Source organism: Agromyces sp. GQ35, from assembly GCF_059758475.1.
Window position 1 is genome coordinate 391,014 of record NZ_JCAXEO010000003.1, and the last position, 15,546, is coordinate 406,559.

Genomic DNA, 15,546 nt, shown 5'->3' on the forward strand with positions numbered 1-15,546 from the left:
GCGTGCGCTCGTCGCCCACCGACGGGGTCGACGGCATGGCGTAGCCTCAGAGCAGGTCGCCGCATGCGCGACCGGTGATTCGACGGCGACCTGTTCATCGCGGATTCCTCCGAGTGAATCCGTCGAGTGCAGCGCACCGGCGAGACAGGACGTCCGCCATGACCACCACCAGCTCGAAGCTCCTTCGTCTCGGAGTGCTGGCGCACTCGAGCAAGCCCGACGAGAAGCGACTGCCGCTGCATCCGTCGCACCTCGACCGCATCGATGCCGAGCTGCGGCAGAACCTGTTCCTCGAGCACGGTTACGGTGAGCGCTTCGGCTTCACAGATGCCGAGCTCGAGCCGTTCGTCGCCGGGTTCGGCGCTCGCGGTGAGCTCATCGCCCGGTCGGAGGTCGTGCTGCTGCCGAAGCCCCGGGCGTCGGATCTTGCGGAGATGCGCGACGGCCAGGTGCTCTGGGGCTGGCCGCACTGCGTTCAAGACCGCGCAATGACGCAGGTCGCCATCGACAGGCGACTCACGCTGATCGCGTGGGAGGCCATGAATCACTGGACCGCCGGCGGTGGATTCGGGCTGCACGTGTTCCACAAGAACAACGAGCTCGCCGGCTACTGCTCGGTGCTGCATGCGCTGCAGCTCTGCGGCTCGACGGGGGACTACGGGCGGCGCCTGAGTGCGGTCGTCATCGGTTTCGGGGCGACCGCTCGAGGCGCCGTGACCGCGCTCAACGCGCACGGCATCCACGACGTCCGGGTGCTCACCAATCGGGATACGGCCGCGGTGGGGTCGCCGATCCCGTCGGTCGACATCCTCCAGTTCGAACACAACCCCGAGGCGCCGTTCCTCAGCACGGTCAACACGGAGGACGGCCCCGTGCCGCTCGCTCCGTTCCTCGCCGAGCGAGACGTCGTGGTGAACTGCACGCTGCAGGATCCGAATGCACCGCTCACCTACCTCCGCACTGAAGACCTCGGCGTCTTCCGGCCGGGCAGCCTCATCGTGGACGTCTCGGTCGATGAGGGCATGGGCTTCAGCTGGGCGCGCCCGACGTCGTTCGAGGACCCGATGTTCACCGTGGGGGAGACGACGAACTACTACGCGGTCGATCACAGCCCGTCGTACCTCTGGAACTCGGCGACGTGGGAGATCAGCGAAGCGCTGCTGCCGTTCCTGCGCACGGTCATGGAGGGACCGGCGGCCTGGGCGGAATCGTCGACGATCGATCGAGCGATCGAGATCGCCGAGGGGCGTGTCCGCAATCCGGCCATCTTGGAGTTCCAGCGGCGGGCAGCCGAGTATCCGCACCCGACCATCGAGTGAGGTCCCGTTCGTGGGCGAGATGTGCCGCGAACGGGAGGTAACGAAATGGTAACGGGCTTTGCTAGAGTGACCTGCACCGATCGCGCAACGGCGCGCGAACGGTGGAAAGGCCCGAACTCGTGTACCACGCCCCCGGCGCGTTCACCGCTGCGACCGACCTCCGACCGACCGACCCGGCCGGCCGGACTCGAACACCGATTCCTGCGCGTTCCGAGGCGCGATCGCGCCACTTCTCGCCGCGCCGCCGTGCCGCCCGGCTGGCGATGGCGGTTGGCGGCGTGGCGGTGCTCGCCGGGCTCCTGCTGTTTGCCCAGATGCCCCCGACCGTGTATGCGATCGACGTGTTCGGAGCGCTGCGGGAGCCGGGCGAGCCGGCCTTCACCGTCGGGCACCGCGGTGACCGGGCCGCAGCCCCCGAGAACACGATGCCATCGCTCGAGCTCGCGATGGACGAGTTGGCATTCGTCGAGACCGACGTGCAACTCACGCGCGACGGCGTGCCCGTGCTGTTCCACGACACGACCCTCGAGCGCATCACGGGCGACCCGCGAACCGTCGGAGAGCTCGACGCCGACGCCATCGCGCGGCTCGACGCCGGGTCCTGGTACGGCCCCGAATTCGCGGGCACCCGCATTCCGACGCTCGACGCCTTCTTCGCGGCACTCGCCGAACGGCGCGAGGCGCGCGCGCTCGTCGAGCTGAAGGCCGACTGGGATGCCGACGGCGTGCGGAAGGTCACCGGTCTCATCGACCAGCACGGGCTCAGGGGTCGCATCGTGCTGCAGAGCTTCAGCCTCGAGACGCTGTTCAACCTGCAACGCGTCGCCCCGACCATTCCGCGCATCCTGCTGACGCGCGAACTTCCGGCCGATCCGGTCCCACTGGCCGAACGACTCGGCGTGATCGGGTTCGGCACGACGGTGGTCTCGGTCACCGCAGAGCCCGGCGCCCTCGCGGCACTGCATGAGGCGGGCGTCGCGGTGCTCTGCTACACGCTCAACAGCCATGAGCACTGGGAGGAAGTGAGTGCGCTCGGCGTCGACGGCATCATCACCGATGAGCCGAGCGAGCTCGACGATTGGCTGGCAGTCACGGCACCCGGCACCTGAGCCGAGGCGTCCGCTGGTCTGCTCGATCAGCCGGCGGTCTACCCGCGGTTGTTGGAGAGCTCGAAGACACGCACGAGTTCGGCCACCGCCGCGTCGCGCTGCTCGCCCCCTGCCTCGTACATCTCGGTGACGTGGGTGCGCAGGTGGTTCTCGACGAGGAGCTTGTTCAGCGACCCGAGCGACTTCTGCACGGCGAGCGAGAGCGTGATGATGTCGACGCAGTACTCGTCGTTCTCGATCATCTTCTCGATGCCGCGCAACTGGCCCTCGATGATCTTCGTGCGGTGGATGGCGCGCTTCTTGATGTCCTCGATCACGAGTACAGGATACCCCGTCGACCCGGATACCCCCAAGGGGTACATTTCCTCGGAGCCCTGCGCCCCGCCGCGCTAGCGTAGGGGCATGCGCCGCATCCGCCTCGCCGCAACACTCGTCGCCGTCGGCACGGCCGTCGTCGGGCTCGCCCTCGTGCCGGTTGCAGCGGCCTGGGCCCAGGTGACGCCGTTCACCGTCGCCGAGCCCGCGACATCCGTGCTCACCGACCTCTCGGCCGGTGTCGACGACTTCACCTTCGATTCATTCGACGCGGTCTACGAGCTGTCGCGCGACGACGCGGGTCGCTCGGTGCTCGACACGACCGAGTCCATCGTCGCCAGGTTTCCCGAGATCGACCAGAACCGCGGCATCCGACGAGCGATCCCGAGCTCCTATCGCGGGCACCCCACCGACATCGAGCGCATCACGGTGACGGATGAGTCGGGCGCACCCCGGCGGTTCGAGGTGCACGAAGACGACGATGACGAGGACTTCCTCTTCGTCACGATCCGGGCCGACGACTACGTGCACGGCGAGCAGACCTACGTGATCGGGTACCGCCAGCACAACGTCACGCTGCAGCCCGACGATGCGGCGATCGACGAGTTCTACTGGGACGTGAACGGCACCGGCTGGGCCCAGCCGTTCGGCCGCGTGAGCGCGGAACTGCACCTGAGTGACGACGTGGCGACGGCGTTCACCGGTGACGTCGCCTGCTACCAGGGCGGCATCGGATCGAGCACCGTGTGCGGTTCGCTCGAGGTCGCCGAGGCGCAGCCTCTCGTGATCACGGCCGAGGCCCTCGACCTCGGGCCGTTCGAGAACCTGACGATCGCAGCGGCATTCACCGACGGCACCTTCGTGCCGCGTGACGAGTCGTTCGGCTCGTCGCCGGCCGCGATCACGAGTGCGATCGCCGCCGTGCTCGCCGTGCTCGCCGCGGGCGTCGCCGTCTTCATGCGCGGCATCCGGTGGCGAAACCACGCCGGGCGCGGCACGATCATCGCCGAGTACGAACCGCCGGCCGGAGTCTCGCCGATGATCGCCGCCGATCTGGTCGGGCGGCCCGACAAGGGTGTGACGGCGACCATCCTCGATCGAGCAGTCGCCGGCGAGGTGCGCATCGTCGAGTCGGGCAAGCGCAAGTACGCCGTCGAGTACCGCCACGATGCGGCGCGGGCCGACGTCGACCCCGAGTCCGCAGCCGTGTTGAGCGTCCTGTTCGGGGAGCAGCGCAACTACGGCCGCCGACAACTCACGGAAGACACCGCACTCGGCAAGCAGTTGCTCGCGCTGCGCCAGTCGGTGGCGAAGCAGGTCGTCGCCGGAGGGCTCCGTTGGAAGCCGCCGCTCGGTCCGCGGTTGCTGCTCATCGCCGTTGCGGTCGCCGGCGCGGCGCTCTCGTTCTTCTTCGGCATCGTCGCCCTCGAGACGCAGATGGGTGGATTCTGGCCAGCGATCTGCTTCATCGTCGCCATCCTTGCGGCGATCTCGACGATTGCGGTGATCATCTCGGTGCGGCCGCTCACCGAACGCGGGCGCACGATCCGCGACCATCTCGAAGGACTCAGGCTCTACATCAGGCTCGCCGAGGCTGATCGACTCCGCGTGCTGCAGAGTCCGAGCGGCGCCCTGCGGGAGCAACGGCCGGCCGCGGCATCCGTACCGGGGCCCGGCTCGACAGGTGGTGCGAGCATTCCGGCTCACGCTGCGAACCTCGATCCCGTGACCGTGCTGAAGCTCAACGAGCGGCTGCTGCCGTACGCCGTGCTGTTCGGCCTCGAACGGCAATGGAGTCGCGTGCTCTCCGCGCTCTACGAGCAGACCGGTGCCGAGCCCACGTGGTACAGCGGCCGAGCCGGATTCAATGCAGGGATGCTGGCTGCCGGGGTGTCGTCGTTCTCGTCGGCCTCGAGCTCCTCGTGGTCGGGTTCGAGCTCGAGTTCGTCGTCGAGTGGCTCGGGCGGCGGTGGCTCCTCGGGTGGCGGTGGTGGCGGCGGCGGCGGTGGCGGCGTCTGAGCTTCGAGTCGCGCGCACTCCTCGCCGTCGGGGCTCGTGATCGCCGAGAGGCTCGCGATCGTCGATGGGGGCCGACTCACCGCGCCGTGCCTCTCGCGCACCGATCCTGCACGGCGTTGACGCTAGACTGGGCTTGCGCACGGCGAATCCGTTCTTCGGCCGACCGCGTGAGCTGGGTCTGATCACAGAACCTGAGTTCTCGCGATGCTCGGTTCGGGATTCGCGCACCGCGGGCCACCGATGCAGTCGGTGCGATCGAGCGGTCTCGATCATCCGACGGTGGCGAGGGGCGTGCCGGATTCGGCCCAGATACTGGAGGACCATTGGCCCAGACGAGGCAGCGACAGCGGACGCGCTCACGCGACGATGACGCACCGATCATCCCGATCCTCGCGCGCAAGGTGCGCGAGGTGGAGCAGAAGGCGCAGAAGGGCAAACTCGGCCCGACGAACCGCACGAAGTTCCAGGTGATCGCGCTCCTCATGCGCGAGGAGCGTGCCCGGGTGAAGACCGACACCGAGGTGACCGACTCCGCGAGAGCCGAGTTGCTCAAGCGGCTCGACGGCATCGCGCAGATCCTCGCGAAGACCGCGGCCCGCGACACGAGCCTCATCGCCCTGCTCGAACCCGATGCCTCGATCTCCACCGTGGCGCAGCGATTCCGTCGCGACTGGCTGCTCGAGTCCGGCGCCGAACTCTCACCAGACGAGCTCATCATCACGAGGGAGGCCGAGGTCGCACCCCAGCTCAGCGAGAATCAGGTCATCCCGGCATCTGTTCGCTCGCGGCAGCTCGCGAACCCGTTCCTCCCGCCCGACTTCTCCAAGCCGGCCGCCTCGACGGTGCCGGTGCGCCGGCTCGCGAACTGGGAGCTGCTCGGACCGCTGTTCAAGTCGTTCGAGGTCGGTTCAGGCGGTCAGGCGGCCAGCATGGAGCTGCCCGAGGCGCCCAAGGTCGACCGGCTCTCGCCGCGCGGCCTCGAGCTGATGAAACACCAGGTGCGCTTCATCGAGAGCGCGCGAGAGGGCCACCGCACCTTCCTCCTCGCCGATGAACCGGGCCTCGGCAAGACGGCGCAGTCGGTGCTCGCGGCATCCGTCTCGGGTGCCTACCCGCTGCTCGCGGTCGTACCGAACGTCGTGAAGATGAACTGGGCGCGCGAGGTCGAGCGGTGGACTCCCCATCGCCGGGCCACCGTGATCCACGGCGACGGCGACACTCTCGATGCCTTCGCCGACGTCGTCATCGTCAACTACGACGTGCTCGACCGGCACATGGCGTGGCTGTCGACCCTCGGATTCAAGGGCATGGTCGTCGACGAAGCGCACTTCATCAAGAACCTGCAATCGCAGCGATCGAAGAACGTGCTCGCCCTCGCCGAGCGCATCCGCCGCGCCGCGCCCGGTGGAGACCCACTGCTGCTCGCGCTCACCGGTACCCCCCTCATCAACGACGTCGACGACTTCCGGGCGATCTGGAAGTTCCTCGGCTGGATCGAGGGCGACAAGCCCTCGCCCGAGCTGCTCGGCCGGCTCGAAGAGACGGGGCTCACGCCCGCCGATCCCGGCTTCTACAGCGCCGCTCGTCGCTCGGTGATCGATCTCGGCATCGTGCGCCGTCGAAAGGTGGATGTCGCGGCCGACCTGCCCGCCAAGCGCATCGCCGATCTCCCCGTCGAGCTCGACGATGAGCTCGGCCGTTCGGTCCGCGCCGCCGAGCGCGAGCTCGGCAACCGCCTCGCCGGACGCTTCCGGGCTCTCGTCGAGGCGCGCAAGTTGCGTGTCGGCGACCTCGACGAGGAACAGCGCGACCAGTTCATCCGAGCCGTGGCAAGCGCCGAACTCGAGGAGTCGAAGTCGACGAAGTCGGGTGAGAACGTCTTCACGATGGTGCGCCGCATCGGCCAGGCCAAGGCCGGGCTCGCTGCCGACTACGCGGCCCAGCTGGCGCGCTCGGTCGGGAAGGTCGTCTTCTTCGCCAAGCACATCGACGTCATGGACCAGGCCGAGGCGGCCTTCGCCGCCCGGGAGCTCCGAACCGTCTCGCTGCGCGGAGACCAGACCGCACTGCAGCGTCAGGCTGCGATCGACGCGTTCAACAACGACCCCGAGGTCGCCGTCGCCGTCTGCTCGCTCACCGCGGCGGGCGTCGGCGTCAACCTGCAGGCCGCGTCGAACGTCGTGCTCGCCGAGCTCAGCTGGACGGCAGCAGAGCAGACGCAGGCGATCGACCGCGTGCACCGCATCGGCCAAGACGAGCCGGTCACGGCCTGGCGCATCATCGCGGCGCATACCATCGATGCCCGCATCGCCGAGCTCATCGATTCCAAGCAGGGCCTCGCCGCTCGAGCACTCGACGGCAGCGACGTCGAGCCGGGCTCGGCCGACTCGGTGCAACTCGACGCCCTGCAGCACCTCCTGCGGCAGGCGCTCGACGGGTCGTTGTAGACGATCCCGGACCGCGTCGGAAGGCGAAGTCGAGGTTCGCTAGACTTCCCGGAGTCGTGCCCCGATGAAGCGGCTCCCGCGACGCATTCCCCCACAGCAAGGAGTCTCACGCGCCATGAAGATCGGCATCCTCACGTCGGGCGGCGATTGCCCCGGCCTCAACTCGGTCATCCGCGGTGCGGTGCTGAAGGGCGTCATCTCGCACGAGACCGAGTTCGTCGGGTTCCGTTGGGGCTGGAAGGGCGTCGTCGAAGCCGACATCATGCCGATCACGCGTCATGACGTGCGCGGTCTCGCGAAGCAGGGCGGCACGATCCTCGGCTCCAGTCGCACCAACCCGTTCGAGGGCGAGGGCGGCGGGCCCGAGAACATCCAGCGCATGCTCGACGAGCAGGGCATCGACGCGATCATCGCGATCGGCGGCGAGGGCACCCTGACGGCTGCGCGCCGCCTGCACGACGAGGGAGGCATCAACGTCGTCGGCGTGCCGAAGACGATCGACAACGACCTCGCCGCCACCGACTACTCCTTCGGCTTCGACACGGCCGTCGAGATCGCCACCGAGGCGATCGATCGCCTGCGCACCACCGCCGACTCGCACGGCCGCTGCATGGTGCTCGAGGTCATGGGCCGCCACGTCGGCTGGATCGCCCTGCACTCCGGCATGGCCGGGGGAGCGCACGCGATCCTGATCCCCGAGCAGCCCCAGTCGATCGAGCAGATCTGCGAATGGGTCGAGTCGGTGCGCGACCGCGGTCGTGCACCGCTCGTCGTCGTCGCCGAGGGCTTCACCCTGCCCGGCATGAACGAGGCGCACTCCCACAAGGGCCTCGATGCCTTCAACCGCCCCCGCCTCGGCGGCATCTCGGAACAGCTCGCCCCGATGATCGAAGAGCGCACGGGCATCGAATCGCGGGCCACGGTGCTCGGCCACATCCAGCGCGGCGGTGCCCCCTCGGCGTACGACCGCGTGCTCGCGACCCGCCTCGGCATGGCCGCCGTCGAGGCCGTCTACGATCGCGCGTGGGGCTCGATGGTCACACTCCGCGGCACCGACATCCGCACCGTTTCGATCGCCGACGCCGTCGGCAGCCTCAACCGCGTCCCGCAGTCCCGGTACGACGAGGCGAAGATCCTCTTCGGCTGAGCATGTCGTTGCCCCAGGTGTGCGTCTGCTATCTCCTGCGCGAGCACGGTGGTCGCACCGAGGTGCTGCTCGGCCGCAAGAAGCACGGGCTCGGCACGGGCTACTTCGTCGCGCCGGGCGGCAAGCTCGAGCCGGGGGAGTCGCCGGCGGATGCCGCGGTGCGCGAGGTCTTCGAAGAGTCCGGTCTCGTGGTCTCGACCGCCGACCTCGAGCCGCGCGGGCTGCTGAGCTATCTCTTCCCGCATCGCGAGGCGTGGAGCCAGGAGTCGAACGTGTTCGTGTGCCGTCGCTGGAACGGCGTGCCGGCGTCGTCCGATGAACTCGATCCCGAGTGGTTCGACGTGCTCGAAATCCCGCTCGACGAGATGTGGGACGACGCGAAGCGATGGCTTCCCGGGGTACTCGCGGGCGGCGATGTGCGCCGGACTTTCGTCTTCGGCGCCGACCTCGCGACCGTGGTGGAGGAGCGGAGTCCCGTCGCGTAGTATCGACGGGTGCACGGCGAACGCCGACTCTGCAAGGCACGTCCCCTGAACATCTGGTGAATTCCACGCTCGAAGGCATGGGCCTCACCGATCCCAGAGAAAGACGCCGGTGGATCTCACCCTCATCGTCGTGCTGGTCATCGCACTGGCGCTCTTCTTCGATTTCACCAACGGATTCCACGACACGGCGAACGCCATGGCGACTCCCATCGCCACTGGCGCGCTGCGGCCGAAGGTCGCCGTCGGGCTCGCCGCGATCCTGAACCTCGTCGGTGCGTTCCTCTCGACCGAGGTGGCGAAGACCATCTCCGGCGGCATCATCAAAGAGGGCGACGGCGGGGTGCTGATCACTCCCGAGCTGATCTTCGCCGGGCTCATCGGCGCGATCGTGTGGAACATGATCACGTGGCTGCTCGGGCTGCCGTCGTCGTCGAGTCATGCGCTGTTCGGCGGACTGATCGGCGCGGCGCTCGTCGGCTTCGGCGTGGGAGCGATCGATTTCGCGGTCGTGATGTCGAAGGTCATCCTGCCGGCACTGCTCGCGCCCCTCACTGCTGGGCTCATCGCGTACGCAGCCACGAAACTCGCCTACGCCATCACCCGTCGCTACGACGGCAAGCCCGACGGCCGCGACGGATTCCGCCACGCGCAGGTGTTCTCCTCGTCTCTCGTCGCGCTCGCGCACGGCACGAACGACGCTCAGAAGACGATGGGCGTCATCACGCTCACCCTCGTCGCCGCAGGCCTGCAGCCGGCGGGTGCAGACGTGCAGCTCTGGGTCATCGTTACGTGCGCCGTGGCGATCGCGCTCGGCACGTACATGGGCGGCTGGCGCATCATCAAGACCCTCGGCACCGGCCTGACCGACGTGAAGCCCGCGCAGGGGTTCGCCTCGGAGACCGCAACCGCGGCGACGATCCTCGCCTCGAGCCACGTGGGCTTCGCACTCTCGACCACGCAGGTCGCGTCGGGATCCGTGATCGGCTCCGGCCTCGGCCGCCGCGGCTCGAAGGTGCGTTGGCGCACCGCGGGACGCATCGGCATCGGCTGGCTGCTCACGCTCCCGGCGGCGGGTGGCGTCGGCGCGCTCGCCGCGCTCGTGGCGCATCTCGGCGTCATCGGCATCATCATCGACGCGATCGTCGGAGTCGCCGTCATCGCGGGCATCTTCCTGTGGTCGCGTCGCAGCGAGGTCTCGCACCACAACGTGGTCAGCGAGGTCGCGCATTCCGGTCGCGCCGTCAAGATCAAGCGGAACCCGAAGCCGAAGAAGAAGGTGGCCTCGTGATCAACTGGCTCTCCTTCCTGCTCGTGCTCGTGTCGGCGATGGTCGGCACTGGCGTGGTCGTCGCCTCGTATGCGCTCGGCATCCGGCTGCTGACGACCTCGGGCCGCACACCGATCGTCACTCCCGCCGAGTTCACCGACGCGATCACCATCGTGACGCCCGCCGAGATCCGCCAAGCCGAGAAGCGTGCGGCCAAGGCAGCGCGCAAGAGCCCGTTGAGCGACGGGCAGAAGCGCGCCGCCTTCATCGGAGCTTGGGCCTGCTTCGTGGTGAGCGGCCTCGCCGTGATCCTCGGCATCTACCTGATCGTGGGCGAGCACCTCACCAAGTTGTTCGGCTGACCCCGTCCAGTCCACCCGTCGCGCACGCAGTGCGCGTCCCTCATCGAAGGTTCCCGGATGACCACTGAAACGACCCCTGAGACGCAAACGGCCCCCGAGGCCGCACCGCAGCGCGAGCGGGCAGGGGGCCGCCTCGACCGCTTCTTCGAGATCACGAAACGCGGATCGACGGTCGCGACCGAGATTCGCGGCGGCATCGTCACCTTCGTGACGATGGCCTACATCGTGATCCTGAACCCGATCATCCTGTCGGCCGGCGTCGACGTCGACGGCGATCAGTTGGGGTTCGCACAGGTGTCGGCCGTCACGGGTCTCACTGCCGGCGTGATGACGATCCTGTTCGGCCTCGTGGCGCGACTGCCCTTCGGCTTCGCCGCGGGTCTCGGCATCAACTCCTTCCTCGCGGTCTCGGTCGTGGGCCAGGTCACCTGGCCCGAAGCCATGGGGCTCGTGATCATCAACGGCCTCATCATCGTGCTGCTCGCGGTGACGGGCCTTCGACGTCTGATCTTCGACGCAGTGCCGATCCAGCTGAAGATCGCGATCACCGTGGGCATCGGCCTCTTCATCGCGTTCATCGGCTTCGTCGACGCCGGTTTCGTGACCTCGACGGGCGCGGGGTCCCCGCCAGTCGGTCTCGGCATCAACGGCTCGGTCAGCACCGTTCCGACGATCATCTTCGTCGTCACGCTGCTGCTCACGGCGATCCTCGTGGCGCGCAAGGTCAAGGGCGGCATCCTGATCGGCCTGCTCTCCGGCACGGTCATCGCGGTGCTCGTCGAGGCCATCTGGAACATCGGCCCGAAGTTCGCGGGTGACGAGGTCAACCCGGGTGGTTGGGGTCTCTCGGTGCCGGAGCTCCCGGCGCAATGGGTGAGTCTTCCCGACCTCTCGCTCGTGGGCCAGGTCTCGTTCGGCAGCTTCGAGCGCATCGGTGTGCTCGCCGCGCTGATGCTCGTCTTCACCCTCGTGTTCACGAACTTCTTCGACGCGATGGGAACCCTGACCGGGCTCTCGAAAGAGGCCGGTCTCGCCGACGAGAAGGGCGACTTCCCCCGTCTGAAGTCCGCCCTCGTCGTCGAGGGCGTCGGTGCGGTCGCCGGCGGCTTCACGTCCGGCTCCTCGAACACGGTCTTCATCGAGTCGGGGGCGGGCATCGGCGAGGGGGCGCGCACTGGACTCGCGAACATCGTGACCGGCCTCCTGTTCCTCGCGGCGATGTTCTTCACGCCGCTCGTCTCGATCGTGCCGACCGAGGTCGCCGCCGCTGCGCTGGTCATCGTCGGTGCGCTGATGATGGCGCAGATCAAGTCGATCGACTTCACCGAGTTCTCGGTGCTCGTGCCGGTCTTCCTCACCGTCACCGTCATGCCGCTGACGTACTCGATCGCCAACGGCATCGGTGCGGGCTTCATCGCCTGGGTCGTGATCCGCTCGCTGTCGGGCAAGGTGCGCCAGATCAGCCCGCTGCTCTGGGTCGTGGCCGCGGGCTTCCTGATCTACTTCGCTCGCGGGCCGGTCGAGGCGCTGCTCGGCGGCTGATCGAGCCATCGAACGACGGATGCCCCGGAGCCGATCATCGGCCCCGGGGCATCCGTCGTTCGTGGCCTCGTCAGGTCGACACCGTTCTCACGCGGTGCCGCGTGCCCGGGCGATGCCGTTCATGAGGTGGTAGATCACGATTGCGGCGATCGTGCCGAGGGCGATGCCGTTGAACGCGACCGTGCCGATCTGGAAGGTGAAGTTCGCGATGCCGATGATGAGCGCCGTCGCGGCGGTGAACTGGTTCACCGGCTTCGAGAAGTCGACCCGGTTTTCGAGCCAGATCTTCACGCCGATGATGCCGATGAGTCCGTACAGCGCCGTCGTCACGCCGCCGAGCACGCCGGCGGGAATCGTGTTGATGACCTCGCCGAACTTGGGGGAGAGGCCGAGGAGCACCGCGATGACGCCCGCGACCCAGTACGCCGCGGTGGAGTAGATGCGCGTCGCGGCCATCACGCCGATGTTCTCGCCATAGGTCGTGGTCGCGGAGCCGCCGAAGAATCCGGCGATGGTGGTCGCGAGGCCGTCGGCGAAGAGTGCTCGCCCGGTGTGCGCATTGACCGAGGGGTCGGTCATCTGGGCGATGCCCTTGATGTGACCGACGTTCTCGGCGACGAGTACCAGGACGACCGGGAGGAACGCCGGCAGCACGCCCCAGACGGCGGCATCGGCGAGCGGATTGGCGGGCAGGTGGAATGCCGGCAGGCCGACCCACGCCGCCGTCTCGATGCGGGTGAAGTCGATCTCGCCCTGGATCGCGGCAGCTGCGTAGCCGACCAGCACGCCGATGAGGATCGACACTCGGCCGAGGATGCCGCGGAACGCGACGCTCGCGATGACGACGACCACGAGGGTGATGAGTGCCGTGAGGGGGGCGGCCTTGAAGTTGTCGAACGCCGCCGGCGCCAGGTTGAACCCGATGAGGGCAACGATCGCGCCGGACACCACGGGAGGCATGAGCACATCGATCCATCTCGTGCCGACCCACAGCACCAGCAGCCCCACGAGCGCGAGCAGCACGCCGACCACGACGATGCCGAAGAGCGCTGCGCCCATCGGGTCGGCCACACCCCTCGCGGCCGTCGCCGCCGTGATCGGTGCGATGAACGCGAACGAGGAACCGAGGTAGCTCGGCACCCGATTCCTCGTGATGACGAGGAAGAGGATCGTGCCGAGGCCGGAGAAGAGCAGGGTCGTCGCGGGCGGGAAGCCCGTGAGGATCGGCACGAGGAAGGTCGCACCGAACATGGCGACGACGTGCTGGGCGCCGAGGCCGATCGTGCGCGGCCAGCTGAGCCGCTCGCCGGGGGCCACGACCTCGTCGGGGGCCACGTTCTTGCCATCGCCGTGGATGGTCCAGGGCAGGGTCATACTGCTCCGTTCAGGAGGAGGGGGCGGGGAATCCATCAGATCGTATCGGCTCAGCAGGCGGGTACCAGCGCCGCGGTTCACCCGCGGGCCGGACGTGTGCACGCCCGCCCCGGGAACCGGGGGATAGCCCCATATCGTGCCGTCGGACGCATCCGTAGCCTTGTCTCATGCCCACGAACCGGGCACCCACGAACAGGAGACCACCACCATGACGACCCTCACCGACACCGCAACCCAGGCGCCGTTCGCGGAGCCGAACCCGTACGCCGCGCCGGCGGCGGAGACGCGCGGGTTCAGCATCTCGAGCCTCGTGCTCGGCCTCGTCTCAATCGTCGCGAGCTACACCTTCGTCGTGCCGGCGATCGGCCTGGTGCTCGGCATCATGGCACTCAAGCGCGAGCCCGCGGCACGCACCATGGCCATCTGGGGCATCGTGCTGAACTCGGTCATGCTCGCCGGAGCCGTGCTTGCGACGCTCGGCTTCCTCGTCTTCGGCCTCGCGATGCTGCCCTTCGCCTTCATCTGAGCCCGCTGCTCCGAGATTCGGGCCGTCTCCTCCGGGAGGCGGCCCGTTCGCGTGCCGCGGAACGCGGTCAGGCGTAGAAGCCGCGGAGCAGCGCCTCCGTGCCCTCGAGATGTTCTGCCATCGCGGTCGCCGCGTCGTCGGCACTGCCGCGCAGGATCGCTTCGACGATGGCCCGGTGCTGCTCGTTGGAGTGCGCGATGTTCGGTGCCAGCAGGGGGATGCCGTCGAGTAACTCGTTGACGCGCATCCGCACGTCGGCCACGAGCGGAATGACGCTCGGTGCCCCGAGCACCTCGGCGATCAGCAGGTGCAGCCGGGAGTCGGCCATGCGGTACTGCTCTCCGGCGGCGGCGCGGCACTCCTCGTCGGCCTGCCACAGTCGCTCGCGGTCGTTGCCGGTGAGCTCGCTCTCGGCGGCGCGGCGGGCGGCGCCCACTTCGATCACCGAGCGCAGGGCGAGCGTGTCTTCCAGACGTCCCGACGTGACGAGCGGATCGGCCGAGGAACCCGACGTCGCGGCGACGGTGGTCGGCAGCTCGTCGGCGACGAACGTGCCGCCGTAGCGGCCGCGGCGCGCCACGATCCACCCCGCGTCGGCCAGTGACGCGATCGCCTCCCTGAGGGTGTCGCGGCTGACCTCGAGCATGGTCGCCAGCTCGCGTTCGGCGGGCAGTCGCTCGCCCGGCCCGATGAGGCCCAGGCGGATGGACTGCAGCAGCCGCTGCACCGTCTCTTCGAAGGCGTTCGCCGGGCGGGCCGGGGTCAGCAGCAGGCCGGCGCTGAGCACCTCGGCGGGTTCCGCCTGCTCGTCGTGCCCCGCGTCGGTCATGTCTCGAGCCTAGAGCGGTGTGACGTACGCGGAGCTGATGCCGCCGTCGACGAGGAAGGTCGAGCCGGTGATGAACGAGGAGTCATCGCTCGCGAGGAACGCGACGGCCGCCGCGAGCTCGTCGGGCTCGGCGAACCTGCCGACCGGGATGTGCACGAGCCGCCGCTGGGCACGCTCGGGATCCTTGGCGAAGAGCTCCTGCAGCAGGGGCGTGTTGACCGGACCCGGGCACAGCGCGTTCACGCGGATCCCCTGTCGGGCGAACTGCACGCCGAGTTCGCGGCTCATCGCGAGCACCCCGCCCTTCGAGGCGGTGTACGAGATCTGGGAGGTGGCCGAACCCAGCACGGCGACGAACGACGCCGTGTTGATGATCGAGCCGCGCCCCTTCGCGGTCATGTGCCGAAGAGCGGCCCGCGAGCAGAGATAGACCGACTTCAGGTTGACGTCCTGCACCTTCTGCCAGGCCGGGAGTTCGGTCGTCTCGATGGAGTCGTCGTCTGGCGGCGAGATGCCGGCGTTGTTGAACGCGATGTCGACCGCGCCGTAGACGCGCGCGGCCTCATCGAAGAGGTGGTCGACCTGTGCTTCGTCGGTGACGTCGACCTGCACGAAGAGCCCGTCGACGAGCTCGGCGGCGGCCGGTCCTGCCGTGGCATCCATGTCGCCGATGACGACCTTCGCTCCCTCGGCGGCGAGGCGTTTCGCGGTGGCGAGTCCGATGCCCGATGCGCCGCCCGTGATGACGGCGACGCGACCGGCGAGGCGTTGGGTGAGGTCGATGCGGGGAAGGTCGGTCATGGTG

The 15,546-nt window shown here is 68.5% G+C and carries 14 protein-coding genes; 10 read left to right on the forward strand and 4 right to left on the reverse strand.

What is annotated here, in order from left to right; translation table 11 throughout:
* The first annotated feature begins 158 nt into the window (after nucleotides 1-158).
* Nucleotides 159-1,319, forward strand: coding sequence for a N(5)-(carboxyethyl)ornithine synthase (locus tag AC6CH0_RS16920; protein ID WP_498102982.1), 1,161 nt, complete (start codon nucleotides 159-161; stop codon nucleotides 1,317-1,319).
* A gap of 119 nt (nucleotides 1,320-1,438) precedes the next feature.
* Entirely contained in the window at nucleotides 1,439-2,428 is a 990-nt protein-coding gene (locus tag AC6CH0_RS16925) for a glycerophosphodiester phosphodiesterase (RefSeq protein WP_498102984.1), read from the forward strand.
* A 38-nt stretch (nucleotides 2,429-2,466) separates the two neighbouring features.
* Here AC6CH0_RS16925 and AC6CH0_RS16930 read toward each other — a convergent pair whose 3' ends face one another.
* The gene (locus tag AC6CH0_RS16930; protein ID WP_498102986.1) at nucleotides 2,467-2,745 is read right to left on the reverse strand and encodes a metal-sensitive transcriptional regulator; all 279 of its coding nucleotides are present in this window, start codon (nucleotides 2,743-2,745) and stop codon (nucleotides 2,467-2,469) included.
* A gap of 85 nt (nucleotides 2,746-2,830) precedes the next feature.
* Between AC6CH0_RS16930 and AC6CH0_RS16935 the strand changes: the two genes are divergently transcribed.
* From AC6CH0_RS16935 to AC6CH0_RS16965, 7 genes are all read left to right on the forward strand, one after another.
* Nucleotides 2,831-4,762, forward strand: coding sequence for a DUF2207 domain-containing protein (locus tag AC6CH0_RS16935; protein ID WP_498102988.1), 1,932 nt, complete (start codon nucleotides 2,831-2,833; stop codon nucleotides 4,760-4,762).
* Nucleotides 4,763-5,085: 323 nt separating this feature from the next.
* Nucleotides 5,086-7,209 (forward strand): DEAD/DEAH box helicase, encoded by a 2,124-nt coding sequence (locus AC6CH0_RS16940; protein WP_498102990.1) that lies wholly within the window; start codon nucleotides 5,086-5,088, stop codon nucleotides 7,207-7,209.
* A gap of 115 nt (nucleotides 7,210-7,324) precedes the next feature.
* Nucleotides 7,325-8,356, forward strand: a complete 1,032-nt coding sequence (locus AC6CH0_RS16945; protein ID WP_498102992.1) for a 6-phosphofructokinase — start codon at nucleotides 7,325-7,327, stop codon at nucleotides 8,354-8,356.
* A 2-nt stretch (nucleotides 8,357-8,358) separates the two neighbouring features.
* The gene (locus tag AC6CH0_RS16950) at nucleotides 8,359-8,841 is read left to right on the forward strand and encodes an 8-oxo-dGTP diphosphatase (protein WP_498102994.1); all 483 of its coding nucleotides are present in this window, start codon (nucleotides 8,359-8,361) and stop codon (nucleotides 8,839-8,841) included.
* 109 nt (nucleotides 8,842-8,950) lie between these two features.
* Entirely contained in the window at nucleotides 8,951-10,129 is a 1,179-nt protein-coding gene (locus tag AC6CH0_RS16955; protein ID WP_498102996.1) for an inorganic phosphate transporter, read from the forward strand.
* Nucleotides 10,126-10,470 (forward strand): peptidase, encoded by a 345-nt coding sequence (locus AC6CH0_RS16960; RefSeq protein ID WP_498102998.1) that lies wholly within the window; start codon nucleotides 10,126-10,128, stop codon nucleotides 10,468-10,470. Before AC6CH0_RS16955 ends, AC6CH0_RS16960 begins: the two co-directional genes overlap by 4 nt.
* A gap of 57 nt (nucleotides 10,471-10,527) precedes the next feature.
* Nucleotides 10,528-12,012 (forward strand): NCS2 family permease, encoded by a 1,485-nt coding sequence (locus tag AC6CH0_RS16965; protein ID WP_498103000.1) that lies wholly within the window; start codon nucleotides 10,528-10,530, stop codon nucleotides 12,010-12,012.
* A gap of 87 nt (nucleotides 12,013-12,099) precedes the next feature.
* Here the strand turns inward: AC6CH0_RS16965 and AC6CH0_RS16970 are convergent, their stop codons facing one another.
* A complete protein-coding gene (locus AC6CH0_RS16970) occupies nucleotides 12,100-13,386 on the reverse strand; it encodes a uracil-xanthine permease family protein (protein ID WP_498103002.1) in 1,287 nt (428 codons plus the stop codon).
* A 208-nt stretch (nucleotides 13,387-13,594) separates the two neighbouring features.
* Here AC6CH0_RS16970 and AC6CH0_RS16975 point away from each other — a divergent pair, with 208 nt between their 5' ends.
* Entirely contained in the window at nucleotides 13,595-13,912 is a 318-nt protein-coding gene (locus tag AC6CH0_RS16975; protein ID WP_498103004.1) for a hypothetical protein, read from the forward strand.
* A gap of 67 nt (nucleotides 13,913-13,979) precedes the next feature.
* Here the strand turns inward: AC6CH0_RS16975 and AC6CH0_RS16980 are convergent, their stop codons facing one another.
* Together AC6CH0_RS16980 and AC6CH0_RS16985 are read right to left on the reverse strand one after the other, a co-directional pair.
* Nucleotides 13,980-14,741 carry a FadR/GntR family transcriptional regulator gene (locus tag AC6CH0_RS16980; RefSeq protein WP_498103006.1) on the reverse strand — a complete coding sequence of 254 codons (762 nt, stop codon included), beginning with the start codon at nucleotides 14,739-14,741 and terminating at the stop codon, nucleotides 13,980-13,982.
* A gap of 9 nt (nucleotides 14,742-14,750) precedes the next feature.
* Nucleotides 14,751-15,542: a 3-oxoacyl-ACP reductase gene (locus AC6CH0_RS16985; protein WP_498103008.1), complete on the reverse strand. Its 792-nt coding sequence runs from the start codon at nucleotides 15,540-15,542 to the stop codon at nucleotides 14,751-14,753.
* Between the last annotated feature and the right edge of the window lie 4 nt (nucleotides 15,543-15,546).